This window comes from Prochlorococcus sp. G4PB16 (assembly GCF_059772465.1).
The window spans coordinates 1,503,897-1,528,610 of the sequence record NZ_CM186289.1 but is presented as its reverse complement, the minus strand read 5'-3'; the positions used below and the strand labels follow the sequence as shown (position 1 = coordinate 1,528,610).

Below are 24,714 nucleotides of genomic sequence, written 5' to 3'. Positions count from 1 at the left end.
ACAAATTATAAACGTACTTTTCTCTCTAAAACTTTCCCTCTAATTTAGTGATTCTATCAACTTCAGAAACAATATTATCTATTCAAGATCTTCATGCCAGTGTTGAAGATCAAGAGATACTTAATGGAGTAAATCTGTTAGTAAAAGAAGGGGAAATACACGCAATTATGGGTCGCAATGGAAGCGGTAAAAGTACACTTTCAAAAGTTATTGCTGGGCATCCATCTTACAAAGTTTTATCAGGTTCTATCCAATTTAAAGGCAATAATATTCTTGAATTAGCCCCTGAGGAAAGAGCTAGAATTGGTATTTTCCTTGGTTTCCAATACCCAGTCGAAATCCCTGGTGTAAGTAATCTAGAGTTCCTTAGAGTTGCTGCCAATTCAAGAAGAAAAGAATTACTTAAAAATGAATTAGACACTTTTGAATTCGAGGATTTAGTAAAAGAAAAATTGAAAATCGTAGAAATGGATCCAGCCTTTCTAGCAAGAAGTGTAAATGAAGGTTTTTCTGGTGGTGAAAAAAAACGCAACGAAATTCTTCAAATGGCTCTTCTAGAACCAGTCATATCAATACTAGATGAAACTGACTCAGGTCTGGATATTGACGCACTAAGAATTGTTGCATCTGGAATCAATAGACTTTCAAAACCAAATTCTGCAACAATTTTAATAACGCACTATCAAAGACTGCTCAATGAAATTACTCCAGACTTTGTACATGTCATGGCTAATGGGAAAATAATAAAAACTGGAAACAAAGAATTGGCAATTGACCTTGAAAAATCAGGATATGAATTCATAGACAAAAATATCAAAGACAAGGAGATGGCAAAATGAAATCATCGGCTATTTGCCGAGAATGGCTTAACTCTCTTCCGCCAACTCAAGGTTATTTAAAAAAAGAACAATCAATAGGGCGCGAATTACTCTTAGAGCATGGTATGCCCTCTAATAAAGATGAAGCTTGGCGATTATGTAACTTCAATAGATTTAATAGCTTTTTATCTTTACCAATAATTATTAATAGCGAAGATATTAAATACAAATCTAAATCGATTTTTCCTAAAAAGGATGAGAATAGAGAAAGAATAATAATAAATCCTCATGGAAATCCAATTTTAAATATTAATCTACCTAATGGTATTGAAAAGCTAGATGATAAAGAAATCGAAGATAATCTTGGTAAAATGGTTAAGTCAACCAACATAAAAAATGATATATCTGTATGTCTTAATCAAGCATCAAACTCTAAGCTTTTAGCCTTAAAAGTCAAAGAAAATTTTACTCAATTTTTAGAAATAGTGGTTCCATCAATAGAGGAAAAGTCAATTGCAACGAGAGTCTTTTTACTTATTGAGGAGGGGGCTAAATTAGATCTTTTACAAGTTTTTTTAGGTGATAAAAATTCAGCACAAAATCATTTAATCGAGATAAAACTAGAACCCAAAGCAGAGTTAACTCATGGGTTAATTTCTTTAGGTCAAGAGAAAGAATCCGCTTCAATTTGTACCTTAGCTGTAAATCAGTCAGAACAGAGTAAATATTCTCTTCATTCAATACATCATGGTTGGGATTATGCCCGCTTCGAACCAAGAATAATTCAAAGTGAAGGAGAAGCTTCGACAATTATCAAAGGGCTCCAAGTCACCAAATCAAAAGAGCAAATAGAGACGCACTCTCTAATTAGATTTGAAGGCCCAAATGGAAAGCTTGATCAATTGCAAAAAGCCGTAGCTTCTGAATATTCCCATTGCATCTTTAATGGTTCAATTCAAGTTCCTCAAAACGCTCAAAAAACAGAAGCTGCTCAACTAAGTAGAAATTTATTACTTTCTAAACGCGCAAAAATAGATACCAAACCAGAGCTTGAGATAGTTGCCGATGATGTGAGGTGTACTCATGGAGCAACTGTAAGCCAACTTCAAGACGAAGAGTTATTTTATTTACTTAGCAGAGGTATTGATAATGAACATGCTAACTCTTTATTATTAAAAGGATATTATGATGAGGTTATTTCAAGATTTCATAAAAACGCTGAAAAATGGAATTTGATTAAAAAGTTAATACTAACTAAAAAAAAGTGAAACATTTAGGAAAAAGTATTGCTGAAAAAAGTAGAAATGATTTCCCACTATTCAATGGAAGTCATAATGATATAATATATTTTGATCATGCAGCCACAAGTCAAAAGCCACAAGAAGTTATTGATTCTTTAAAAAAATATTATAGCTTTCAAAATGCTAATGTTCACAGAGGTGCTCATCAACTCAGTGCAATCGCAACAGAAAAATTTGAAAGCTCAAGAAAGTTAACAGCAAATTTTATAAATAGTAAGAATGAAAGAGAAATTATTTTCACGAGAAATGCTACAGAATCTATCAACCTTGTAGCTTATACATGGGGTAATTATGCACTTAAGGAAGACGATGAAATATTAATAAGTTTAATGGAACATCATAGCAATATAGTTCCTTGGCAATTAATAGCCAAATCAAAAAAATGCAAACTAATTTATATCAATATTGATAAGAATGGAGAATTAGATCTTGATGATTTTAGAAAAAAATTGAGTAATAAAACTAAACTAGTAAGTCTTGTTCATGTAAGTAATACACTAGGTTGCTGCAATCCTATTGAGGAAATTTCTGATCTTGCCCATCAAAAAGGTAGCTTAGTTCTTTTAGATGCTTGCCAAAGTCTTGCTCATAAGCCTGTAGATATTAAAAAGCTAGGTATTGACTTTCTGGCAGGGTCCTCTCATAAACTTTGTGGTCCTACTGGAATAGGTTTTTTGTGGGGCAAAGAAGAAATTTTAGAAAAAATCCCTCCTTTCCTTGGTGGAGGAGAAATGATTGATGAAGTTTTTGAGGATGAAAGCACTTGGGCAGACTTACCACATAAATTTGAAGCAGGTACTCCAGCGATAGGAGAAGCGATAGGAATGGGAACCGCTCTTAACTACTTACAATCAATTGGATTAAACGAAATCCATAATTACGAGAAAGAATTAACCAAATATCTTTTTGAAAAATTAGAGGAAATTGATGATTTAAAGATTCTGGGTCCTAGTCCATTAATTCAGCCTGATAGAGCACCACTAGCAACTTTTTACATAAAAGGAATTCACTCCAATGATGTTGCGGAATTACTTGATAACAGCAATATTTGCATTAGGAGTGGTCATCATTGCTGCCAACCACTCCATCGTTTCTATGGAATAAAAAGCACAGCCAGAGCAAGCTTAAGCTTTACATCAACTCCAACAGAAATTGATTCTCTTACCGAAGAATTAAAATCAATAATTTCTTTTTTAAAGAAAAATTCCTAAATATTTAGATATTTTCTAAAAAATGCCTCAGTTTTTTTTAATACATCTACCTTTATTTTACCGTCCTTAAATCCATGACCTTCGCTCTCAAATAAAGTGATATCTGAAGGAATTTTACGTTTTAATAATTGGTCTCTAATGGCAATAGATTGTTGAGGTGGAATAACTTTATCTTTGAATCCGTGAAATAAAATCAAAGGAACTTTGATTTTATTTACATTTTTGCATGGTGACCTTTTAATAAACTTTTCATAATCAGATTCAATATTACCTATTAAATAATCCAAATAAAACTTTTCAAATCTATGAGTTGAATTTGCCATATTAATAAGATCAGTTACTGCATATTTACATGCTGCGATATGAAAAAAATCAGTGGCTATTAAACAACCTAAAGCTGTAAAACCCGATGCACTACTGCCCATAATTGCTATGTAATCCTTATTAGCCTTCTTTGATTGTATTAATGACTGAGCCGCTTTTATACAATCTTGAACATCAACTACTCCCCAATTTCCCTTTAAACGATCTCTATATTCCTTTCCGAAACCAGTGGAACCACCGTAATTCACGTCGACTACCGCCCAACCTCTTGATGTCCAAAATTGCACCTCCATATCCAAACCACAACTTGCCATCCCTGTAGGTCCACTATGACTTTTAACCAACAAAGGAGGTAACCCTCTGTGGTTATTCAAAGGTGGATAATACCAAGCATGAACATTGTTGTCACTTGATCCAATAAACCAAAAAGATTCACCAATACTAATTTTTGTAGAATCCAGGCTAAACGCAGAAGAGGGAGTATGGTCCCAACTTTGATTCAATAAGTCTATTTCAAAAATTCCTTCACTAATTACTGAACTACTAGCAATAGCAACAAGTCGATTTTGATCCGAATGAAGACATGAGAAATCTATAAAAGGTTGATCAATAACTTGGATTGATCCATTTTTTAAAAATAAAGCTAAGGTCCAATACCCGTCTTTAGCAAAAGCCCCAATCACATCATCACCTACGCATGAAAAGCTCGACATACCAAGAACCCATTGAGGAAAAGCAATTTCAGCTTGAATAGGCCATTTATTCTGAATAATAGTTATTAATTGATTATTAGTATCAGTTTTAATCTGTGTAAGATTCCACCAACCACTACTATCTTCAGCGACAAAAAGATCTCCTTGATCGGACCAAGTAGGGTTAAAAAATGATATATTTCCGATAGATTTTAAATTTTCACTATTAAAAGTTAGTATTTTTATGAAATTTCCGTTTTCATTCAATTTAGCTAATTTTAATTCATTCAAATCCCACGGCATTGATTTTTTACACCACTCAATCCATGCCAACTTTCTATCTTTAGAATTCAGTGCAAGATAACCTAAAAAGCCCTGAGATGAATAAATAAATTTAGGATCTTGTTCAATTTTATCTAAAGAATAAGAAACTATATGATCTCCTACTTTATCTTCCATCAATCCAATCCAAACATTTTTTTCTAGATCAATTACACCATCTGCGAGAAAATAATTATGTTTTTTTGAAAGACAAACTGGTTCTATTTTGGGTATTAATTTAAAAGAAGAAAATTTTTCATTTTCTTTCTCACATGACCAAGATCTCATCCATAAGCAATTATCGTAACTATCGACCCAAGTTAATAACAGTTCTGATCCATTAAGAACAACCGTAAGAGGAGAACCACCGTAACCATGAATTTTTGTCCTCAAATCACTAGGATAAGGGGTTAACTCCTGAGCTAATAAGTTCCCCCCTCCCCAAGGTCTAATTAAGGCTGTAGTCCTTCCCTTTTCGTTTGGTCTTTGTTCTAACCAAACAACCCAATCTCCTACTATCCGTGGCTCTTTAAATATAGGAGCTTCTCCATAAACTTTTTCAGCATCAATTACTGTCATTGTTTAATTTTCCTTTGATGTTGAGACTCAATGATTAATTCACTCATGGAACTTAAAACAAAGTAAAATGAACAAGTTGTTGTTTTAAGACTCCTTTGGCTGGCAGTTTTGCTCAACTTGCAAAAAATGCAGAAAAAAAGAAGCCTTCAATTTCAGTTTCGAAAGAACCTGTCAAGAATCCCCCTCTGAAGGTATATCAACTGGGGCACGAGGCTTTACGAAGACCAGCTAATCGTATCGTCAAAGTTGATGATTCAATTAGAAAGTTGGCTAAAGATATGCTCATCACTATGTATTCTGCAAAAGGAATTGGTTTGGCAGCACCTCAAGTAGGAATAGGAAAAAGGCTTATAGTTATTGATTTGAATTTTGAAGATCCAAATATAGCCCCGAATGTATTTATAAATCCTGAAATAATTTCATCTAGTGCAAGCTTAGATACATACGAAGAAGGCTGTCTAAGTATTCCTGGTGTTTACCTTAATGTTTTAAGGCCCGCTTCCATTAAATTAAGCTATCGAGATGAAATGGGTAGACCAAAAAAAATGAACGCAGATGGTCTTATGGCAAGATGTATTCAACACGAAATAGACCACCTAAATGGCATTTGTTTTGTTGATAAAGTAACTGATGAAGATGAACTGAGAAAACAATTAAATGAGAATAATTTCAATCAAAGTGATGTAATCAAAGCTTATAATTGAAGGATTAAATTGAATTGAAACTTTAAAGAATCTAATTAGATTCGTAATCATTGATCCAACTTCAAATTAAATGACAACAATTTTTGATAAAATTCTTAGTGGTGAAATACCTTGTGACGAGGTGTTTAGTGATGAAAAATGCCTAGCCTTCAAAGATATAACTCCCCAAGCTCCTACTCACATTTTAATTATTCCTAAAAAACCTATTCCAAGTCTGCAACAAATAACAAAAGAAGATCAAGAACTACTTGGTCACATACTTCTCAAAGGGACTGAAATTGCTAATGCTGCCGGTTTAAAAAGTTGGAGAACGGTTATCAATACAGGAGAAGAAGCCGGTCAAACAGTTTTCCATCTGCATGTTCATATCATAGGCGGAAGGAAATTAAGTTGGCCACCAGGGTAACTTTTGGTGTTCATGATTTTCTCTAATCAACGGGAACGCTTGCCTTACTGTCTTAGTTGCTGACTCATCTTCACCCATTTATGCGCTATAAGATACTTAACTAATTATGGTTAATGGACTCCCAAACTGCTGCAAATAAAAGTGTCATCATAAATAAATTAAATACAAACTTACAAGATTTTTGGTCAAATCTTAGTGAAAACCAGCAATCTATTTTAAAAAAAATATGGTCGGTTTTAACTTACAAATGGCAATGGCAGCTAATTCTAAATGCCCCTTTTTTAGTGATTTGGCTATTAGATCAAACTATTCCTGCAGTTCATTCTTTTGACATGAAGCTAATTTCTTGGCTACCAATTCCAACGATAATAAAAACATATTTTGGTTTTAGCTAATATATAAAGAAATTACTTTGATAAGTTTTTTTCTCTTGCAAAAGTGTCCAATTTAACTTTAAAAAATAAGCCAGCCTTATTGCTAATCAAGTATTCATTGACTTTGAAATAATAAAATTAATATGACCTCATCAATTTCTAAAGCTCAAAAAGGATTAGTAAGCCAACTAATTAAATTAAGAAAGCTTACTCAACCATATTTTCTGCCTTATACAAAAAACAATGGCTGGCTATTTCTCTACTTATTAATAGCTTTATTATTTTGTGTAGGCGGAACAGTTCTATTTTTACTAACAGGTTTGATGAGCCTGTTAAACAATTTAGCTCCAGAAATAACCAACCAGTTTTTAGGAGGGGTTCAAAATTCCTTAAAAGTCATCTGGGATGGTCCTTCAGGAATAATCATTTCAAGTCTATTTGCATTAGGAATTTTTTCATTTATCACTGTTCGCGGGCAATTAAGGCAAAGAAGATGGCTTCCTTGGCTTTTGTTAGGAGTAATTATATTGATGTTATTGTCTGTCAACGGAATTAACGCAGGAATTACTTTTCTCGTTAGAGATATCACTAATGCCTTAATACAAAAAGATGAAAATGAAAGTTATAAAAATTTATGGATTCTTGGAATATGTTTTATTGCAGCGCTTCCAATAAGAAGCTTCCAATTTTATTTTTCAGCAAAGCTTCAACTTTTATGGAGGGAGTGGTTATCCAAAAGCCTTATAACTGACTATTTAGATGATAGAACATATTATATATTAAATCCAAACGATGAATCTGAAACTAATGTCGATAATCCTGATCAAAGAATTACAGAAGATGCCAGAGACTTTACTGCGCAAACAATTGATTTATCGTTAAATATTTTTGATTCTTTATTAGTTTTTTCATTAAACATTTTTATTTTACTAAGTATTAGCAAAGAGCTAACACTTGCTCTTATAGTTTATGCGACACTAGTCTCATCTTTGCTCCTTTTTGCGAGTAGAAAACTTTTTAAATTAAATTATGATCAATTAAGATTTGAAGCTGATTTTCGTTATGGTCTGGTCCATATAAGAAATAACGCAGAATCAATTGCTTTTTATTCTGGTGAAAATCAAGAAGAAAAAGAAGTAAGCCGAAGATTAAAGTCTGTTGTTGATAATTTTAATCTTTTAATAATCTGGGAAGCATTTTTAAGAGTGCTCCAACGGTCTGGAATATATGGAAGTGTCTTTATTCCTTTTATTATCCTCGCAGGACCAATTCTTAGCGGCCAAATGGACTATGGAAGTTTTCAACAAGCCAATTTGAACTACAACCTTCTAGAAGGATCATTATTTTTTATTATTTATAAAATAGAGGCTTTAGCTAGATTCTCAGCCTCCATAGGCAGACTTGAAGGATTTCAATCAAATATGAATGAGATCAGAGATAACCAATTTGATGACTTTAAAGTAGAAATTAAAACCAACGATTCTATTATTCTTAAAAACGTAAGTATTAAAACTCCTGGAAAAGATAATTACCTAATTAATAATTTAAATCTTAGTCTTGAGACAGGTCAAAGATTACTAGTTGTAGGACCTTCGGGTTGTGGCAAGACGTCTTTACTTCGAGCTATTAGCGGTCTATGGGCGATACAATCAGGCGAGATAGAAACACCCTCAAATGGCGATTTACTTTTTATTCCTCAAAAACCATACATGACTCTTGGCTCTTTAAGAGAACAGCTTTGTTACCCATTAGACAAAAATAGATTCAGTGATGAACATCTAAAAGCCGTTTTAGAGGAAGTCAAGTTACCTCAAATTATCCAAAGGTATCCTGCCCTAGATATTAAACAAGATTGGCAAAGACTACTATCTTTGGGAGAGCAACAAAGACTAGCTTTCGCAAGACTTTTGCTAAATTCACCTAAATATGTTGTTTTAGATGAAGCAACAAGCGCATTAGATGTAAATACTGAAAAACATCTTTATGAACTTATTAAGCAACGCGAGATGGCATGCATTAGCGTTGGCCATAGGCCAAGCTTGAAGAACTATCATGAAACTGTGCTTGAAATCACTGAGAACAAAGGTTGGCGATTATTGCCTGCTGGAAGTTACAAATTTACTGAGAACTAGTGTATTTCTATGAACTCAAATACCGAAACAAACCACAATAACCATTCAACCGAACCAGATAAAACTGATTCAGAAATTAAAAATCAATCACCTAGTGCAACTACAAATGATGTTCCTGAATTTGGATGGAGTGGCTATGCAGAGAGAATAAATGGAAGATTTGCAATGATTGGTCTAATGGCAGTTCTGCTTGTGGAAGCACTTAGCAAAATCTCTTTTTTGGAATGGGCTGGAATAATTAGTAAATAATAATTGCTGGATTAATCATCAAATCTTGAACTGTTATCTCTTGGTTTCGAATTTCTTGTAGATGATGAATACGAGCTTTTAGAGGATGATCTTTCATTAGAAGAGTTTGCACCAGAATTTTTTTCAGGTCTTCTACTAGCTCTTCTTACCTTTTTTTCAACACTAGAAAAAGCTGCATCTTCAACACTATTGTTATTTTTATAAGATCTATTAGATCTCATAGAGGGCCTAGCTGAATTATCAGATTTCAACCTTGAGGATTGCTTTTGAGAAGGATTATTGTCAGCATTTCTTCTTCGACTTGATGTTTGACTATTTGCTGAGGGACGAGTGCCTCTCCTACTTTCTTGACGGCTAGTTCGCCTATCTCCAAAACTTGAAGCTCTATCTGAAGACAATTCTGCATTATTAAATCTTTCCATTCTCCTAACTCTCTCTTCTCCACGAGAATTAATTTTTGAAGAACTAATATTTCTTGGACTTCTACTTATAGCCTGCTCAGGGATTGCGGCCCTAGATGGACGTCTTCCATAATTTTCATCATCAGAATACTCTTCTTGATAATCCTCCCTGCCCGAAAATCTTCTATTAATAGGTTGAGATTCCTCAAATCTATCAAAATCCCTATCAGAGCTTGCATCATACAAACCTCCCCTAGAAGATCTTGGCAATTCAGGTTCATCATCAAAATACGAAGATCTTCGTGCTTGATCGGTTGCAATTCCTCTAAGTCGAACACTTTCGTAAGCAAAGAAAACAGTGGTCCCAGCAAGTAAAAACTGTCCAAATTGAAGTATGGGATCTAAACGCCATCCTTGAAAAAAAAGTATTCCGCCACAAAGCAAACCTATAGCGGCAAAGAATACATCGTAATCTCTTGCCAATGCTGGCTTAAAAGATCTAAGAAAATATAAGCCAGCTCCGCATACAGCAAGAACTATGCCAACAATGCTGGCCCAATTTAGACTGGCATTGACCAAGTTTGCCCTCTTAAATAAACATTTTCAGGTTGAAACAACCTTATTTTTATCAGTCTATGGCATAAATAGGTGATTGCTAGGGCTATCTACTCAATGCATCTTTTTGACTAACCCAAATCAATGCAGCAGCAGCAGGTGCAACTACCAGAGCTCCAGCTGCAAGAAAACTCCCTATCATTCCAACAGCAGAACTTGTAGCAGCTTCACTCGAAGCACCAGCACTAAGGAACAAATTTAAAAATTGAAAAGCCATTTCAGCTAATTCTTATGCAAGACCGAGTAATCTTAAGCAATAAATGATGATTTATACCATCTATTCAATAATGCTTTGAGCTTTGTGATGCCTCTGCTAATTAAAAGTCTCCCAACCCTACATTTTTTAATGGGTTTTTTAATAGGTTCTCTAACCCTTGCGTTCCTTCTCAGAATTATTTTGACTTGGTACCCAAAAATAGATTTAAGAACTGGTTTTTGGCCAATCATCTTCTTACCAACTGAACCTGTTCTTGCAGCTACTAGAAAAATTGTGAGTCCGATAGGTGGTGTAGATGTTACTCCAATTATTTGGGTAGGGCTGTTAAGTCTTTTTCGCGAATTGTTTCTTGGTCAACAAGGCTTACTCACTCAAGTTATATTTTGATCTTTGGAGCTATTTACAACATTTCTTGTTCAACAAACTTTGTATGAACATCTCCATTTGTAAATTCTTGTCTTTTCAGTAATTTCAAATGAAAATCAATAGTAGTTGTAATTCCTGTAACTGCACATTCGTTTAAGGCTCTTTCCATGCGTTTAAGAGCAGCCTCTCTATCTCTTCCCCAAACAATTAATTTTCCTATTAGAGAATCATAAAAAGGAGGTATGTCGTAACCTGTATACACATGGCTATCTACCCTGACGCCTGGTCCGCCAGGAGGCAACCAACCTGTGATTTTACCTGGAGAAGGTCTGAAATTATGACTAGGATCTTCAGCATTAATTCGACATTCAATTGCATGTCCTTCAAGCTTGATCTCAGATTGACTAAATTGTAATTTTTCTCCTCCTGCAATACGTAATTGTTCTGATATTAGATCCATACCAGTAACTAATTCCGTTACTGGATGCTCCACTTGTATTCGAGTATTCATTTCCATAAAATAGAAATTACCTTCTCGATCCAGCAAGAATTCCACTGTTCCAGCGCCTTCGTAATTGATACTTTTTGCAGCTGCAACAGCTGCTTCTCCCATTTTTAATCTCAGATGATCATCTAAAGCTGGACTTGGTGATTCCTCTAATAGTTTCTGATGCCGTCTTTGAATCGAGCAATCCCTTTCTCCAAGGTGCACAACATTTCCAAAACGATCAGCAAGAATCTGAACCTCTACATGCCTTGGGCGATCGATAAATTTCTCCATATATAATCCTGGATTACCAAATGCAGCTTCAGCTTCCCCCTGTGCAGCTTTAAAAAGATTCTCCAATTCATCTGAATGTCCAACTAAACGCATACCTCTTCCACCGCCTCCTGCAGTTGCTTTAATCATTACTGGGTACCCCATTTCTGAGGCCAGCTTGGATGCATCTGAGATACTATCTAGCAAACCCTCACTTCCTGGAACAGTAGGAACTCCAACCTTTTGCATAGTCGATTTAGCCGTCGACTTATCCCCCATAGAACGTATTGCATGAGGAGATGGGCCTACAAAAATAAGTCCGTGGTCCCCACAAATCTCTGCAAATCGATCATTCTCAGCTAAGAAACCATACCCAGGGTGAATAGCATCGACACCTCTGGATGTAGCTGCAGCTAATATGTTTGGAATATTTAGGTAACTTTTACTGCTAGGCGAGTCTCCAACACATACAGCTTCATCAGCTAACTGAACATGTAATGCATTTTTATCAACAGTACTGTAGACAGCAACCGTTGCTATCCCCATTTCGCGACAGCTTCGGAGAATTCTTAACGCTATTTCGCCACGATTAGCTATCAGCAGTTTGCCTATGGGCATTCAAAATTATCAAGTCCTCATCTGGATCGTATCAGTATTCGTGCCCAAGATTAAAACCAATTAGGTAGAAGCTTAATAGGTTTAGCATTATGATCAGGTTACTTAGTGCTCAACTAAGTTAAAGCGGATGTGGCGGAATTGGTATACGCGCATGTCTAAGGAACATGTGGCTTCGGCCTTGCGAGTTCAAGTCTCGCCATCCGCATTCTCAAAACCTAGTGCTCATCAATAAATGAGTAATAATTCTCTAGCAATTATTTTCGTCTCAAATGGACCAGGAGAACTAACTACATGGGTTAAGCCTCTAGCTCAAGAGCTTCACAAACAATTAGATCTGAGACCAAAAGCGCATAATTCTTCAATATCTCTAAATTTGGTATTAGTTCCATGTCCAAATGCAACTGGCAATGAAAGTTTTGCTGCAAAAAAGTGGTTGCTTTTTGAAAAAATAATAAAAGCAAAAAATTTCTGGGAGCTTCTCTTAAAACCTAAAAAATTTGGAGCATGGCCATCACAAGGATTAGTGATTTTTTTAGGAGGTGATCAATTTTGGAGCGTTCTGCTTTCCGCGAGATTGGGATATTTAAATATGACCTATGCAGAATGGATCGTCAGATGGCCTTTTTGGAATAATCGAATTGTCGCTATGTCAGAAAGTATCGTTAAAAAACTACCCAGACGAATTCAACATCGTTGCTCAGTAATAGGAGACCTGACCGCTGACTTAACTAAAACTGCAAAAGTTGATGATCCACTGCCTTCCGGGAAATGGGTCGCTCTCATGCCAGGTTCGAAAAGTGCCAAACTCAAAATTGGAATACCTTTTTTTCTTGATGTAGCAGATAAAATCTCACAATCAATGCCAGATTGTCAGTTTCTAATACCTCTTGCTCCTACCACAAATATAGACGAAATCAAATACTTTGCCAGCAGAAGTAATCCAATTTCAAAACAATATAAATCTGGAATTAAATCAATTACTAAAGTCAATAATGAAGAAAAAAGAGGAATATTAATAACCAATAATTCAACAGTTATTCTAATACAAGAAAAGTATCCAGCATACAGTGATCTCAGTCAGTGTGACATAGCACTTACGACAGTAGGAGCAAATACTGCTGAGCTTGGATCATTAAATATTCCAATGATAGTTGTTGTACCTACACAACACATTTTAGCCATGGAAGCATGGGATGGATTCGTTGGATTAATAGCTAGATTACCAATTTTAAAATGGTGCCTAGGTTTATTAATTAGCTTTGTAAAACTGAAAAGAAGGGGTTTTATGGCTTGGCCAAATATATCTGCAAAAAGAATGATTGTACCTGAAAGAATCGGGCACATAACTACCACACAAATAGCCGAAGAAACCATTGATTGGCTAAATTCACCTTCAAGACTTCAGGGGCAAAGGCAAGACCTTAAAGAACTCAGAGGAGATAAAGGAGCAACAAAAAAATTCTGTAAACAAATTATTAATCTTTTAGTAGAAAAAAAACTTTTAAAATAATCACCATGGATCTTCAATATCTAAAAGTTCTTTATTATTAGATGGATAATCCTGAGGGTTTTTAGTAGACAATCTTTCTATAGGTTCAACATCCATAGGTTCTTCATCTCTTTTAGTTGATGATCTATTTTTAGTATTTCTAGGAGATATTTTTTTCTCTACGATATCAGATCTATTTATTAATTTTGATTCACTATAACTTAATTGATCTTCTTCAATTTCTGAATAAAACGAAGGCTGATTAGGTTCATCTAGGTATCTTAATTGTTGATCATATTGCTGTTCTTCTGAATCTTCTAATTCTACATATTCCATTTCTTCTTCTTCAAATACATCTTCTTGGGACTGTTCTAAAAGTCGTTGATCATCGCTTGAACTCTCCCCAGAGGCCAATTGGTTTTCTACTGGAACAAGGTTAACTCTATATCTCTCTCTTTCACTTTCTTCCCATCCAGAATTACCTACACCAAGCTTTTCGAGAAACCCACTATTTAATTGTTTTAACTTCTCTTCAGCTCCCTCATAAACAATTATTCGATCTGGACCACTACTTACAATTTCATCAACTGGCATCTCCCAAGTACTTAAAACACCTTCACCCAATAAAGGCACTCCAAGTGCTCCCATAACCAAAGTAAGTAATTCACCCGTTTCAATATCAAATGAAAAACCTAAGACTCTGCCCAACTGATCTCCTGATTCAGTAATAACCTGGCAATTAATAACTTTATTAAATCTTTCAGGAACAAAGCTTTCACTTAAAGAATCTATTGTATCTACCAATATCACGTCCCCTACTTGACGAATCTGATCAAGAGGTAACCATCTTGGCAATCCAGGTAAAAAACGTGTTAAGGGATTATCTCGTAATCCCAAAGCCACAACTTCTCTACGATCAATATCAACAACTACCTCTCCTACAAGACCCAACCTACGTCCAGTATCACGGGTGATAACCTGAGTCCCCATCAACTCAGAACGAAGCCACAACCTGTCACTTGGGACAGCAGATGTTGATTCTTGTGGGGCTTGAGTGTTGGTCAACTCAAATATGCAGAAATGAGATTCGTATAACCATATTGGACCATCTTAGTAAATTCAATCAAGCTGCGATTGGTAACCCAACAACTTGAGTATGGTTTCCTCTTGCTTGCGTAACTCCAATAGTCCTCATAGATGCTCCAATCATAGGTCTTCTATGACTAACTACAAGAAATTGTGCATGTTCAGCTTGTTTAGCAATTAAGGCAGCTAACCTTTCAACATTTACTCCATCCAAGAAACTATCTACTTCGTCAAGGGCATAGAAAGGAGAAGGTCTAAAACGTTGCAATGCAAAAAGAAAGCTTAGAGCAGTTAAAGATTTTTCTCCACCTGACATAGCTGCGAGCCTCCTAACTGGTTTCCCTTTAGGATGAGCGACCAAAGTCAAGCCACCTTCTAAAGGTTCTTCAGGATTTTCAAGTTGTAAATGTCCATCACCTTCCGACAGACTTGCAAAGATTTCGCGAAAATGTACATCAACTGCTTGAAAAGCCTCCATAAATGCCTCTTGACGCAAAGTTGAAACTGTCTCAATACGTAGCAATAACTCTGATCTTTCATCAGTTAGCACTTGAAGTCTATTTTTAAGTTCATTTAGCCTCTCCTCTAATTTTTCCAGTTCTTCTAAGGCAAGCATATTTACAGGTTCCAATTCTTCCATTCTTTTTTGCACGGCTTCTAAATTAGAACGTAAAGCCTCAAGGCCATTTTCTTTTATTTGATCAGAGATCAAAGGCAAAGGGTTCGGCAGCTTCTTCTCTAATTCAACACATCGAATACTTTCCATTCGTATCTCTTCTTGCAAATTTTGTTGGTCTTGACTAAGACGTTCAAGACTCCATTGAATTTCTTGGAGGTTCACGCGTTTTTTAGCTACATCGGCTTCCACGGAATCTCTTTCACGTCGTTTTTCTCCAAAGCGAGTTTCTAGATTTTGTTGTTCATTTAACAAATCTTGCCGACTTGAATCAAGTTGCTTGTTTTGCTCACGCCAACTCATGTGAGCAGTAGCAAGAGTCTCTATTGATTCCTTAAGACGTTCTTCTTCAATAACTAAAGAATTTTCTTTATCATTCAATCGATCGATCGCAAGCTTATTTTGTGACTGTTTATTAGAAATCGCATCTCTTTTATTTCTAAAATCAAGAAGGTTTTTATCAGCATCTTCTAGTTCCTTTTGTAATTCAGTCCAAATAGATGAGTTCCTAGATTGATCTAGTGTTTTTTCTTCCTTCTCAATTTTCAATAGATCGACTTCTAAAGGTTTGATATTCAAATTAATAGAATCTAATTGAAAGAGTTTTTCTTTTTTAGATTTCAGAAGATCTTCAATTCTTTTTGAACGAAGACTTTGGCGTTCTAGTAAAGGTGAATTTGATCTTTTAGAAGTAACTCTCTCAGCATCAATCGCTGCTTTTTTTTGTTCCAATTTATTAAGATCATTTCTAAAATTATCTAACTGATTAATGAGTTGTTTTTCTTTCTTTTGACAATTAACTAAAGTCTCGCCAACTTCAAATAATCTACTCTTTAATGGATCACAATCATCATTATCTTTTACTCTTCCAAAACTTAAACCTAAACCTCTAGTATTTAAACTTCCACCAGTCATAGCGCCACTTTTCTCTAACAATTCTCCTTCTAAAGTCACAGCTCTTTTAATACCAAGTTGATCACGAGCTGATGACAAGTCACCAAATACAACTGTCTCACCAAATACATACATAAAAACATTTTTATATATTGGATCAAATTTAATCAAATCGATCGCTTTACCAATTAATCCAGTATTTGTATTAAAATTAGTGGAAAACGATCTCTCAAATACTTCAGATTTATTTTGAAATTTTTTTAAAATCTTATTAAGAGGTAAAAAAGTCAATCTTCCTGATCGTTTGCGTTTTAAAAGATTGATTGACTGTGCAGCAATTTGATCGTTATCAACAACAACTTGGCCAAGTCTTGATCCTGCGGCCACCTCAAGAGCAATCCTATATCGATCTTCAACCTCACCTAAGTTAGCAACAGTTCCATGTATACCATCTATGCCAGATTCTAATAACAAAGTTAATGCACTTGTTCCTCTACTTTCATATATAATTTCTTTTCTACTTTCTATACGTGCAATATTATTTTCAAGCTTTGCTTGTTCTTTCTCTAATCTATATCTAGTTCGTTCTTGTATACCTTTTTCGGAAACTAATTCTTGGAATTCTGCTTTTTTAAGTTCTATTGAACGTAATATTTTCTCCCATTCTTTATTCAAGTCATTAATTTCTGCATGTACTTTTTGACTAGCAGATTCATCAGCTTTTTGATCAATATTTAATTCTTTTAAAATAACATTTAATTGTAATAAGCTTTCTTCAAGATTTTGTTTTTCTAGTCTTATAGGATCTAATTTCAATCTAATTTGATTTAAATCATTTTTATGTTTCTGTTGTTTTTCTATCCAAGCGCCAGAAAGACCTGCAACTTCTGAAAGTTTCCTTCTGGAAGATTCAACCCAACCCTCAGCTTCTTTGCATTTCAATTCAGCTTCATCTAAATCTTTAGGATTAATTTCATTAAATCTATTTTGTAATTCAGTTTTATATTCTTTCTTTCTCTGAAGAAGATTATTTCTATATTCCTTTAATTTTTCCCCTTCATTTTTATGATTAATTCCCTGCCGTTCTAACTCTCTATGCTGAGATTCAATTCCTGCTATTTTAGCTTGAACAGCAAGTAATTGATCTTCTCCAAGTTCTTTAACATTTTTCTGTAAAACATCTAATTTATCTATAAATTTCTTAAGATCATTTTCACTATTTAGTAGTTTCTCCGAATCTATTTTTTCTTTATTTTTCAATTCTTTATGCTTTATCTCTAACTTTTCTAAACCCCTTTTTGAATCTTCATAAGATAAAACCAATTCTTGCTCTCTTCCAATCAATAATTGATTTTTAAGTTCTTTATATAAACTGGCTTTTTCACAATCTTTTTGTAAGCGCTGTTTTGAAATATTCAACTCTTGTTCAACAATTCTACAACGTTCCTGTCTTTCGTAAACATCATCTAACTTTGAACGAGTTTGATCAATACGAGTATCAAACAATGCAACGCCAGCAAGTTCGTCTATAAGGCCTCTACGATCTTTATTACTCATAGAGACAATTCGAGTAACATCTCCCTGCATAACAACATTGCTGCCTTCAGGATCAATCCTGAGACGCCTTAGTTGAGTTTGTAATTGCTGCAAATTACAAGTCTCACCATCCGCACTGTAAGTAGAAGCATATGACCCCCCTGGCATTACCTTTAATTTTCTCGAGACTATCCATTCTTTTTGACCATGCTTGATCCAAGGTCCTTCTTCAGTAGGTTCTATTCCATCTTCTGCTTCATCGGGCTGCCAATCAGTTAAATCAAACTTTACAGTTACTTTAGTTTCTGAAGATTTTCCAGCTTTTAATACTCCACTATTAACCAAATCAGGTAATCTATCAGCTCTCATACCTCGACTATTTGCAAGGCCTAAACAAAATAAAACCCCGTCAAGAATATTACTTTTACCTGAACCATTTGGACCTGTTACAACTGTAAAGCCCTCTTCCAATGGAATCGACATCGATCCACCGAAGGACTTGAAATGAGAAAGATCTACATGGTTGATATGGACCAACAGAATGAATCCACGATATGAATGACCATAGCGAAATATCAGAGAAACTCAAGGCCTTCTATTTAACAAGCAATATTTAAGATTTTTTGCTGAAAATTCTAAAACCTTTTTTATCTATCACCAAATCAACTTCAGAATCTTCCCAATGAATGGTTAAGTTTAAAAATTTACTTGGAATTGTTTGTATGTAGCTAGCAAAAATACCCCTTTTAATTCTAGTTGCAACTCCTCTGTTGCCAGATATAACCTTTTCTTCAATTTCAAGCCATTCGAGTTTATGAGGAGCAATATAAATAGAATCCACACTAGGTCCATCCAATAATGGTATGTCACTTAAACGCCAAGTTCTGCAAAAATTTTTATCTTCTAAAAGAAAATCAAAATGAATACCTTTAAAGTCATCTGGCGCTCCAACATGTCTTAATAAAACCCACCTATAAGGTTTTTGTTTACCAAGAGTATTCAATTGAAAAATAAAAAGACTACATAAGAAATTTCCATGAAGATCTCTCAGGAGACAAGTCTCCTCAATAGAAATTCCCGAACGATAAACCTTTTAGCTTTTAGCCTCAGGCACAAACCTTAAGGCAATTAAAAGAAGGCTTCCAGCACCTGCTATTGCAGCTAATACTAAGCCAAAATCAGTAGGTATTGTATTAGAAGCAAAAACCATTGATGAAATTCCGACGCCCATGGGTTGTTAAGGAGATACCAATGACGTTTAGCACTATAAGTATTCGAATAGCAATATTTGTAAGCAAAGACGACGAAAAATTCTTCTGAAATTTTGGACTTCAAACATTTAAAACCCAAAAATCAATATTCTCATAGGGCAACTTTCCAAAATTGAATTTCACTAAGGGGTTTCGATTAGGACAATATCTCTCTATTCTTTAATAAACCTTTGGGTTTATGGAATCAGTGAATTCCTCATCCTCTACAACATCAAATTCAGTTGAAGCTGAAGAGCCAATTGCTGAGAGGTCGTCTGAGCAATGGTTCAATGAACAATTTGAGAATTTATTGCCAAAAATTCAAGAGCGTTGGCCAGATTTGGCTAAACAAACATTAGAAGCCACAAAAGGCAGTCTTGACGATTTAATCAATGTCATATCAATACATTCAGGCAAAAATAATTTGGGTGTACAAAAACAACTAGAAGAAATTTTTAATTCAGCAACTGATACAACAAGGGGACTAGCAGAATCGCTAGAGCCACTCGAACAACAGCTTGAAAACCTCTTAGACGAGCTGAACAGTACATTAAGACCGCGAATTGAAAAGCCAGTACGAAAAAGACCTCTCTTAGCCATAGGTATTGCAGCTGGAATCGGAGTGTTATTTGGCATACTGCTTGGAGGCGGCAGAAGAAATTAATGACCAACTCAGAACGCAAAAAAGGCTTAGGTGCTGCAGCAAGAGTGACTGCATTAGCAAGTTCAGTTATGGATCTTCATGTGCGCATTGCACTGCAAGAAATGGACAAAGAAAAACGGCGCCTGATAAGTGGTGGGATTTTCTTAGCGACTGGAGGAGTATTGATGTTATTTGCCTTACTAGGGTTTGAAATAATTCTTGGATTTTGGCTTAGAGACCTGCTTCAAATAGATAACAAATCAACAATTTTAATTTTAGTTTTTATCAATCTTGTTTTGGCTGGAATGAGTCTAAGAATTGGTGGATATCTTGCTAAAGGACCTTATCTTCCAGAAACCTTAGAGGGCATTGCAAAAACTACAAAAGCAGTTTTCGGAAAAAATTAAATTACTTAATTTTGTAGTTCAACCATCGACAATCGATAGAACCATTATTCACTTGAAAACGACGATTTGCTTTCATCCCTAGGTATTTACTTAATTGTGGATTCCCATTCAGTAACCAAAGATCCCAGCCAGATGCATTTCTTTTGCAATATTCACCTAATTGTTTGTAAAGATTAGGTAATTCATTTTTGTCTCCTATTCTTTTTCCATAAGGAGGATTACAAATCAAAAGTCCTAATCCAACTGGCAAAGAATATTCTTGAAAAGAGCAATTAATGATTTCTATGTAATTTTCTAAGCCGGCTTTAATAACGTTATCCCTAGCAGAATTAGCAATCATTTCATCAATTTCACACCCAATTATTTTTGGTAACCTCCCATTAAAAGTTTTCTTTTTCTCTGCCATTTTTAATTCTTTATCCCAAATAGAGATATCAAAATCTGGCCAATTTTTGAACAGAAATTGTCTATCTAGACCAGATGCAATTCCAAGCAAAGTACTAACTGCTTCAATTAAAAATGTTCCAGAACCACATAATGGATCAACCAAATTTTTTGTTCCATCCCACTCAGTCATTCGCATTAAACCTGCAGCCAGCGTTTCCTTAATGGGAGCCATACCAACAGCTGGCTTATATCCTCTTCTGTGAAGACTTGAATGACTACCATCAACACTTAAAACAGCTTGATTATTTGAAACGTGTAAATGAAAACAAATATCTGGATTGATCAAATCAATATTCGAACGAAAACCCCAACGTTCTCTTTGTAAATCAATAATTGCATTTTTGACCTGTAAAGCAGTGAAATGAGTGTGTGATAATCCTTGACCAAATCCAGTAACATCTACTCGAAAACTTTTTTTGGGATGGAGCCATCTTTCCCAATCAGTAGCTCTTTGAACACAGCTATATAATTCACGAGGCCCATGACAAGGAAATCGGTTAATCTCTCTTAAAAATCTAAAAGACAAGCGAGCCTTTAAATGCAATCTATATAAACAAGCCAAATCAGCTTCGAATAAAATGTGCCTCCTTGAAGGTTGAACTGATTTAGCTCCAAGTTCAATCAACTCTTTTGCACCCTCTTGTTCCAGGCCTTGTGAAATAGATGCAACAAGTTTCATTTTATTTAAGTTATCAAAACTACCAAAAACTTCTTTAAAACTAATCGATTAATCTCAAAAGATCTGTCAGAATATATTTGTCTATTTTCTAATGGACTAGGTGATTCACACCAGTATCTCGGACAGCGGTTCGATTCCGCTCAGCTCCATAAATGGGGCTGCAATGGCTTCGACGGGGTATCAGGCGAGTGACTGAAGCCTGCTCGGTCAGAGCAAAACCATAACTGCTAACAACATCGTTAGTTTCTCCCGTCAAACAGCCCCTGTTGCTGCTTGATCCTTAAAGGAGATGGGGTCAGATCAGCCTTATTACCCAATTGATCCATGGACGCTGGAAGGCGTCCTTTTTAATTGCTATCAATTGAGTTATGAATCTAAGAAACTCAAAAGGAACTGATCTAAGTCAATCCATCTGTTTCAGATAGAAAGCTACTTTCAACCAAATCTAATTATCCTTCAACATTTGTGAGAGTAGGAACCCCTTCAGCTGCTGCAACAGTTACCCACATAACTGCTGGTACTTTTCCATTATTAGCCATGATATGAGGAGGAGTATCAGCCGCTAAAACAAAAGTATCTCCCTCGCGAAAAGTTGTGCTCTTACCTTTCTTAGTCTTTAAAGTTAATTGACCTTCTTCGATATAACTAGTTAGTGGTGCCTCATGAAAATGAAGAGGGACAACACCTCCTGGTTGCACATCGACTTTATAAAGACGCATTTCCGCTTTACCTTCAGGGTATGTGAAGGACTCTCCATAAATTGGTTTTGTGCTTGTGAAAAGCTCTTGTACATCTACCGGAGGCTTATCTTCGACTGCCATCGCAATCGGCGCATAACTAATCAATGTCAAAGCAATACAGACGATAAGGCTGAAGATCTTTGGAAGCATTAATGTAAAACCGTCATAGATATAGATTCTATCCCATGCAAAAAATTAGGAAAGTCCTAATGAATAAAAAGCGCTACATACAAAAAATATCGAGAAACTCATTACTAATTTTTATTTATTGAAAACGAGGACTCAACTGATCAATGGTCAAGTAGAGACATACAGAGATACTTTAAAATTGTTTTGAATTAAATTATGGTAATAAAAAGCCTAAAAAATGAAAATAACTAACTGAGAAAAAATGCTAAAAAAGAAAAAATTCAAAGTTACTTTTCGAACAATAAAATTAATTTAGCTATCATAGAATAGAAAATTAATTTAAATTTTTCAAGATTTTAATAGATTAATAGATATAATAATTTTTAATAAGGAATTGAATTGAAAAATTCATTTTTGATATTATGTTTATTAATAAATAGTTATTTCTATGCAGTTATCTATTATCGCCTTAGCCTCATCAGAATGGGGTATTGCTAGATTCACAACAGATTCTTATGCACTCATCTCATTAGGGATATTAGCTAGTCTCCCAATTCTATTGCTTAAGAGTAAAGTAGGTCTGAAAAATATATGGACTAGCGGAAATGCTCTATCAAATCGATAAATAGTATATGTTTAATTTCAAGACATTTGAGTGAGTAAATAAAAAATAAATTTTTTATTTAAATTAGGACATCTTTTCGAATAAATCCTTGTGATAATCAACTACATTTTGACAGCTTATCACTGGGGTTATTTCCATATCAATTCCAAATTGTGCTCTCCATGGTGCAAAGTGTAAGAAAAGTTCCTTATCACCATTTGCATTGCATAGAATCACAACACGCCCTTCTCCTGGTGCATGAACACGAAAAAGCATTTCAAACCCGTCAAAATTATCTTGCTTAGTCATCTCTCCATTTTCCCAAAACTCAACAAATTGCTTATAGGCAGCAACTTGATTCTCAATATTAGGGAATTGACAATCAACCAAATAGAGTTGCATTAGTTATGGGATAAAAACTAATTTTAGCCATAAAAGCAAAATAAATGATTGATATATCAATCAAGAAACAAATATGTTGCAAAAAATAGAAATATGGATAATCAAATCATCAGAAACTATTTCTAGTTGGAAAAATAATATCAAAATATCTTCTAAACGGTCCGTAAAGCATCAAGGAGAATTGAAAAAACCATTCGAGAATAAAAACCAACACATAAGAAGCAAAGGACCAACGCCAAATACAAAAAGAACAATTTTTGCATTTCTAGGTGTTGTTTTTTTATCTACATTCGAATCAACAATCTTAGAAGATACTTTTTTTGTTGATTTTTTACTAGGCATACCAAAATAATAGAATCAAAAAACTATAATAGCAATTATCTTAGAGGAGCCATATTGGAAAAATTAATTTCATCTAACAAAAGCAGAGTTTCTATAGCTTTTAGTGAGAACAAATTGAAAGAATATACTGACATTTCTTTTAAATAATGAAAAATTTTGGATTAAATAATTTTACTATTAGCTTGAGAACAATTAATCAATTCCTTGAATAATGCTTTCTATTTCTCTAGCCGTATCAAACCAATTAAAAGATGCAGCTCTTACAGGTCCTTCATTAAAAGCTTTCTCAAAACATTTTTTATCATTGATAACTGCATTCATCGCATCAGCTATGGATTGAAGATTAAATGGATTAACAAAATAACCATAGTTACCAATCACCTCAGGAAGTGCACCTTTGTCAGAAGCAATAACTGGAGTTCCACAAGCCATTGCCTCAAGAGCTGGGAGACCAAAACCCTCCCAAAGACTCGCAATAATTAATGCTTGACATTCGTTCAATAATAATAATTTTTCGTCATCATCTATCCAACCTTTCCATACACATAAATGTCTAATATTTAGCTGATCAACTAGTTTCAAAAGACTTGGTGTATACCTTTGGTCAAGAGCACCAACAAAAACAAGTTTATAATCATTGAGTTTAGCAAATGAAAATGCTTTAATCACTCTCTCCAAATTCTTGTGTGGATTATGTCTTCCTATAATAAGAAAGAATTTTTGTTTAGTTTTTTTTATTGGATAATACTTTTTATTATTAAAACCTAATTTAATTGGAAATAATTTATGCTTTGGAACTTTATAAAAATTATGCAAATCGTTAGAAGTAGAGATAGAATTACATAGAATTATCCTAGATTGTTTTAAAATGAAAGGAATATAAATTAAATGATATAGAGTTAAAAATGATATTGAAGGATACCTAAGTGGTATAAGATCATGAGCCAAAACAATTGATTTCACATTTTCAAATATTGGTGCTTCCAGCAATGGCGACAAGAAATATTCAGCATTTAACTTATGCATAATTTTTGGAACAACTTTTTGAAGCCAATGCAACCTTCTAAAATGACTTTTAAAACCTTGGCCTGGAGAAAGATTATTAGGAATATAAATATCTCCTTTTATTCCTAAATCTTTAGGAATAAGTGAAGTTATTTTTTGAGACGATAAAGAATTCACTAATTCCTTCGAAACCACTCCAATACCTGTATTTTTTTTTGTTATGTAGCTACCATTAAAAACGATAGAGGACATGGTTATACTATTCACATATGAATCTATTTAGATAATAGTAAGTCA

General features: G+C 34.5%; 26 protein-coding genes and 1 tRNA gene. 15 read left to right on the top strand and 12 right to left on the bottom strand.

What is annotated here, in order from left to right; all coding sequences use genetic code 11:
* Positions 1 to 47 precede the first annotated feature (47 nt).
* Genes sufC through AC6EIZ_RS08640 form a run of 3 tightly spaced genes read left to right on the top strand, consistent with a single transcriptional unit; the run spans position 48 to position 3,330 of the window.
* Positions 48 to 839, top strand: a complete 792-nt coding sequence (gene sufC, locus AC6EIZ_RS08650; RefSeq protein ID WP_498510491.1) for a Fe-S cluster assembly ATPase SufC — start codon at positions 48 to 50, stop codon at positions 837 to 839.
* A complete protein-coding gene (gene sufD / locus AC6EIZ_RS08645) occupies positions 836 to 2,086 on the top strand; it encodes a Fe-S cluster assembly protein SufD (RefSeq protein WP_498510489.1) in 1,251 nt (416 codons plus the stop codon). Before sufC ends, sufD begins: the two co-directional genes overlap by 4 nt.
* Entirely contained in the window at positions 2,083 to 3,330 is a 1,248-nt protein-coding gene (locus AC6EIZ_RS08640; RefSeq protein WP_498510487.1) for an aminotransferase class V-fold PLP-dependent enzyme, read from the top strand. The genes sufD and AC6EIZ_RS08640 overlap by 4 nt, the downstream gene beginning before the upstream one ends.
* Here the strand turns inward: AC6EIZ_RS08640 and AC6EIZ_RS08635 are convergent.
* Positions 3,327 to 5,246 (bottom strand): alpha/beta hydrolase family protein, encoded by a 1,920-nt coding sequence (locus AC6EIZ_RS08635; protein WP_498510485.1) that lies wholly within the window; start codon positions 5,244 to 5,246, stop codon positions 3,327 to 3,329. The genes AC6EIZ_RS08640 and AC6EIZ_RS08635 overlap by 4 nt on opposite strands.
* 95 nt (positions 5,247 to 5,341) lie before the next feature.
* On the opposite strand from AC6EIZ_RS08635, the gene def reads away from it, so the two are divergent.
* The 5 genes from def to AC6EIZ_RS08610 all read left to right on the top strand — a co-directional run bounded on the left by def (position 5,342) and on the right by AC6EIZ_RS08610 (position 9,111).
* Complete coding sequence (gene def, locus AC6EIZ_RS08630) at positions 5,342 to 5,950, top strand: peptide deformylase (protein ID WP_498510483.1); 609 nt, start codon at positions 5,342 to 5,344, stop codon at positions 5,948 to 5,950.
* A gap of 70 nt (positions 5,951 to 6,020) precedes the next feature.
* The gene (locus AC6EIZ_RS08625; RefSeq protein ID WP_498510481.1) at positions 6,021 to 6,356 is read left to right on the top strand and encodes a histidine triad nucleotide-binding protein; all 336 of its coding nucleotides are present in this window, start codon (positions 6,021 to 6,023) and stop codon (positions 6,354 to 6,356) included.
* A 113-nt stretch (positions 6,357 to 6,469) separates the two neighbouring features.
* A complete protein-coding gene (locus tag AC6EIZ_RS08620) occupies positions 6,470 to 6,751 on the top strand; it encodes a hypothetical protein (RefSeq protein WP_498510480.1) in 282 nt (93 codons plus the stop codon).
* Positions 6,752 to 6,873: 122 nt separating this feature from the next.
* Positions 6,874 to 8,862 carry an ABC transporter ATP-binding protein/permease gene (locus tag AC6EIZ_RS08615; RefSeq protein ID WP_498510478.1) on the top strand — a complete coding sequence of 663 codons (1,989 nt, stop codon included), beginning with the start codon at positions 6,874 to 6,876 and terminating at the stop codon, positions 8,860 to 8,862.
* A gap of 9 nt (positions 8,863 to 8,871) precedes the next feature.
* A complete protein-coding gene (locus tag AC6EIZ_RS08610; RefSeq protein WP_498510476.1) occupies positions 8,872 to 9,111 on the top strand; it encodes a CAB/ELIP/HLIP family chlorophyll-binding protein in 240 nt (79 codons plus the stop codon).
* 11 nt (positions 9,112 to 9,122) lie between these two features.
* Here the strand turns inward: AC6EIZ_RS08610 and AC6EIZ_RS08605 are convergent, their stop codons facing one another.
* Together AC6EIZ_RS08605 and psbX are read right to left on the bottom strand one after the other, a co-directional pair.
* Complete coding sequence (locus AC6EIZ_RS08605; RefSeq protein WP_498510474.1) at positions 9,123 to 10,091, bottom strand: Ycf66 family protein; 969 nt, start codon at positions 10,089 to 10,091, stop codon at positions 9,123 to 9,125.
* A gap of 82 nt (positions 10,092 to 10,173) precedes the next feature.
* Entirely contained in the window at positions 10,174 to 10,344 is a 171-nt protein-coding gene (psbX, locus tag AC6EIZ_RS08600; RefSeq protein WP_498510473.1) for a photosystem II reaction center protein PsbX, read from the bottom strand.
* 87 nt (positions 10,345 to 10,431) lie between these two features.
* On the opposite strand from psbX, the gene AC6EIZ_RS08595 reads away from it, so the two are divergent.
* Complete coding sequence (locus tag AC6EIZ_RS08595) at positions 10,432 to 10,731, top strand: YggT family protein (protein ID WP_498510471.1); 300 nt, start codon at positions 10,432 to 10,434, stop codon at positions 10,729 to 10,731.
* 13 nt (positions 10,732 to 10,744) lie between these two features.
* Here AC6EIZ_RS08595 and accC read toward each other — a convergent pair whose 3' ends face one another.
* On the bottom strand, positions 10,745 to 12,088 hold the full coding sequence (gene accC, locus AC6EIZ_RS08590) for an acetyl-CoA carboxylase biotin carboxylase subunit (protein WP_498510470.1): 1,344 nt from the start codon (positions 12,086 to 12,088) through the stop codon (positions 10,745 to 10,747).
* Between the two features lie 123 nt (positions 12,089 to 12,211).
* On the opposite strand from accC, the gene AC6EIZ_RS08585 reads away from it, so the two are divergent.
* Positions 12,212 to 12,293: transfer RNA gene (locus AC6EIZ_RS08585), tRNA-Leu, on the top strand.
* Between the two features lie 27 nt (positions 12,294 to 12,320).
* Positions 12,321 to 13,598, top strand: coding sequence for a glycosyltransferase family protein (locus tag AC6EIZ_RS08580; RefSeq protein WP_498510468.1), 1,278 nt, complete (start codon positions 12,321 to 12,323; stop codon positions 13,596 to 13,598).
* Here AC6EIZ_RS08580 and AC6EIZ_RS08575 read toward each other — a convergent pair whose 3' ends face one another.
* The 4 genes from AC6EIZ_RS08575 to AC6EIZ_RS08560 all read right to left on the bottom strand — a co-directional run bounded on the left by AC6EIZ_RS08575 (position 13,599) and on the right by AC6EIZ_RS08560 (position 19,000).
* Positions 13,599 to 14,642, bottom strand: coding sequence for a PRC-barrel domain-containing protein (locus AC6EIZ_RS08575; RefSeq protein WP_498510466.1), 1,044 nt, complete (start codon positions 14,640 to 14,642; stop codon positions 13,599 to 13,601). It lies immediately after the preceding gene.
* Positions 14,643 to 14,700: 58 nt separating this feature from the next.
* Positions 14,701 to 18,306, bottom strand: coding sequence for a chromosome segregation protein SMC (gene smc, locus AC6EIZ_RS08570; protein WP_498510464.1), 3,606 nt, complete (start codon positions 18,304 to 18,306; stop codon positions 14,701 to 14,703).
* A gap of 76 nt (positions 18,307 to 18,382) precedes the next feature.
* The gene (locus tag AC6EIZ_RS08565; protein WP_498510462.1) at positions 18,383 to 18,772 is read right to left on the bottom strand and encodes a hypothetical protein; all 390 of its coding nucleotides are present in this window, start codon (positions 18,770 to 18,772) and stop codon (positions 18,383 to 18,385) included.
* A gap of 90 nt (positions 18,773 to 18,862) precedes the next feature.
* On the bottom strand, positions 18,863 to 19,000 hold the full coding sequence (locus AC6EIZ_RS08560) for a hypothetical protein (protein WP_011294050.1): 138 nt from the start codon (positions 18,998 to 19,000) through the stop codon (positions 18,863 to 18,865).
* Positions 19,001 to 19,218: 218 nt separating this feature from the next.
* Between AC6EIZ_RS08560 and AC6EIZ_RS08555 the strand changes: the two genes are divergently transcribed.
* Both AC6EIZ_RS08555 and AC6EIZ_RS08550 read left to right on the top strand, forming a co-directional pair.
* Complete coding sequence (locus AC6EIZ_RS08555) at positions 19,219 to 19,683, top strand: hypothetical protein (protein WP_498510461.1); 465 nt, start codon at positions 19,219 to 19,221, stop codon at positions 19,681 to 19,683.
* Positions 19,683 to 20,069, top strand: coding sequence for a phage holin family protein (locus AC6EIZ_RS08550; protein WP_498510459.1), 387 nt, complete (start codon positions 19,683 to 19,685; stop codon positions 20,067 to 20,069). Before AC6EIZ_RS08555 ends, AC6EIZ_RS08550 begins: the two co-directional genes overlap by 1 nt.
* 1 nt (position 20,070) lies before the next feature.
* On the opposite strand, the gene AC6EIZ_RS08545 is transcribed toward AC6EIZ_RS08550, so the two are convergent.
* Positions 20,071 to 21,195, bottom strand: a complete 1,125-nt coding sequence (locus AC6EIZ_RS08545) for a THUMP domain-containing class I SAM-dependent RNA methyltransferase (protein WP_498510458.1) — start codon at positions 21,193 to 21,195, stop codon at positions 20,071 to 20,073.
* Positions 21,196 to 21,644: 449 nt separating this feature from the next.
* On the bottom strand, positions 21,645 to 22,085 hold the full coding sequence (locus tag AC6EIZ_RS08540) for a cupin domain-containing protein (RefSeq protein WP_498510456.1): 441 nt from the start codon (positions 22,083 to 22,085) through the stop codon (positions 21,645 to 21,647).
* A 427-nt stretch (positions 22,086 to 22,512) separates the two neighbouring features.
* Between AC6EIZ_RS08540 and AC6EIZ_RS08535 the strand changes: the two genes are divergently transcribed.
* The gene (locus AC6EIZ_RS08535; protein WP_498510455.1) at positions 22,513 to 22,689 is read left to right on the top strand and encodes a hypothetical protein; all 177 of its coding nucleotides are present in this window, start codon (positions 22,513 to 22,515) and stop codon (positions 22,687 to 22,689) included.
* Between the two features lie 63 nt (positions 22,690 to 22,752).
* Here the strand turns inward: AC6EIZ_RS08535 and AC6EIZ_RS08530 are convergent, their stop codons facing one another.
* Positions 22,753 to 23,070 (bottom strand): DUF3303 domain-containing protein, encoded by a 318-nt coding sequence (locus tag AC6EIZ_RS08530; protein ID WP_498510453.1) that lies wholly within the window; start codon positions 23,068 to 23,070, stop codon positions 22,753 to 22,755.
* 73 nt (positions 23,071 to 23,143) lie between these two features.
* Here AC6EIZ_RS08530 and AC6EIZ_RS08525 point away from each other — a divergent pair, with 73 nt between their 5' ends.
* A complete protein-coding gene (locus AC6EIZ_RS08525; protein WP_498510451.1) occupies positions 23,144 to 23,422 on the top strand; it encodes a hypothetical protein in 279 nt (92 codons plus the stop codon).
* A gap of 182 nt (positions 23,423 to 23,604) precedes the next feature.
* Here AC6EIZ_RS08525 and AC6EIZ_RS08520 read toward each other — a convergent pair whose 3' ends face one another.
* On the bottom strand, positions 23,605 to 24,669 hold the full coding sequence (locus AC6EIZ_RS08520; protein ID WP_498510449.1) for a glycosyltransferase family 4 protein: 1,065 nt from the start codon (positions 24,667 to 24,669) through the stop codon (positions 23,605 to 23,607).
* Positions 24,670 to 24,714: the final 45 nt, after the last annotated feature.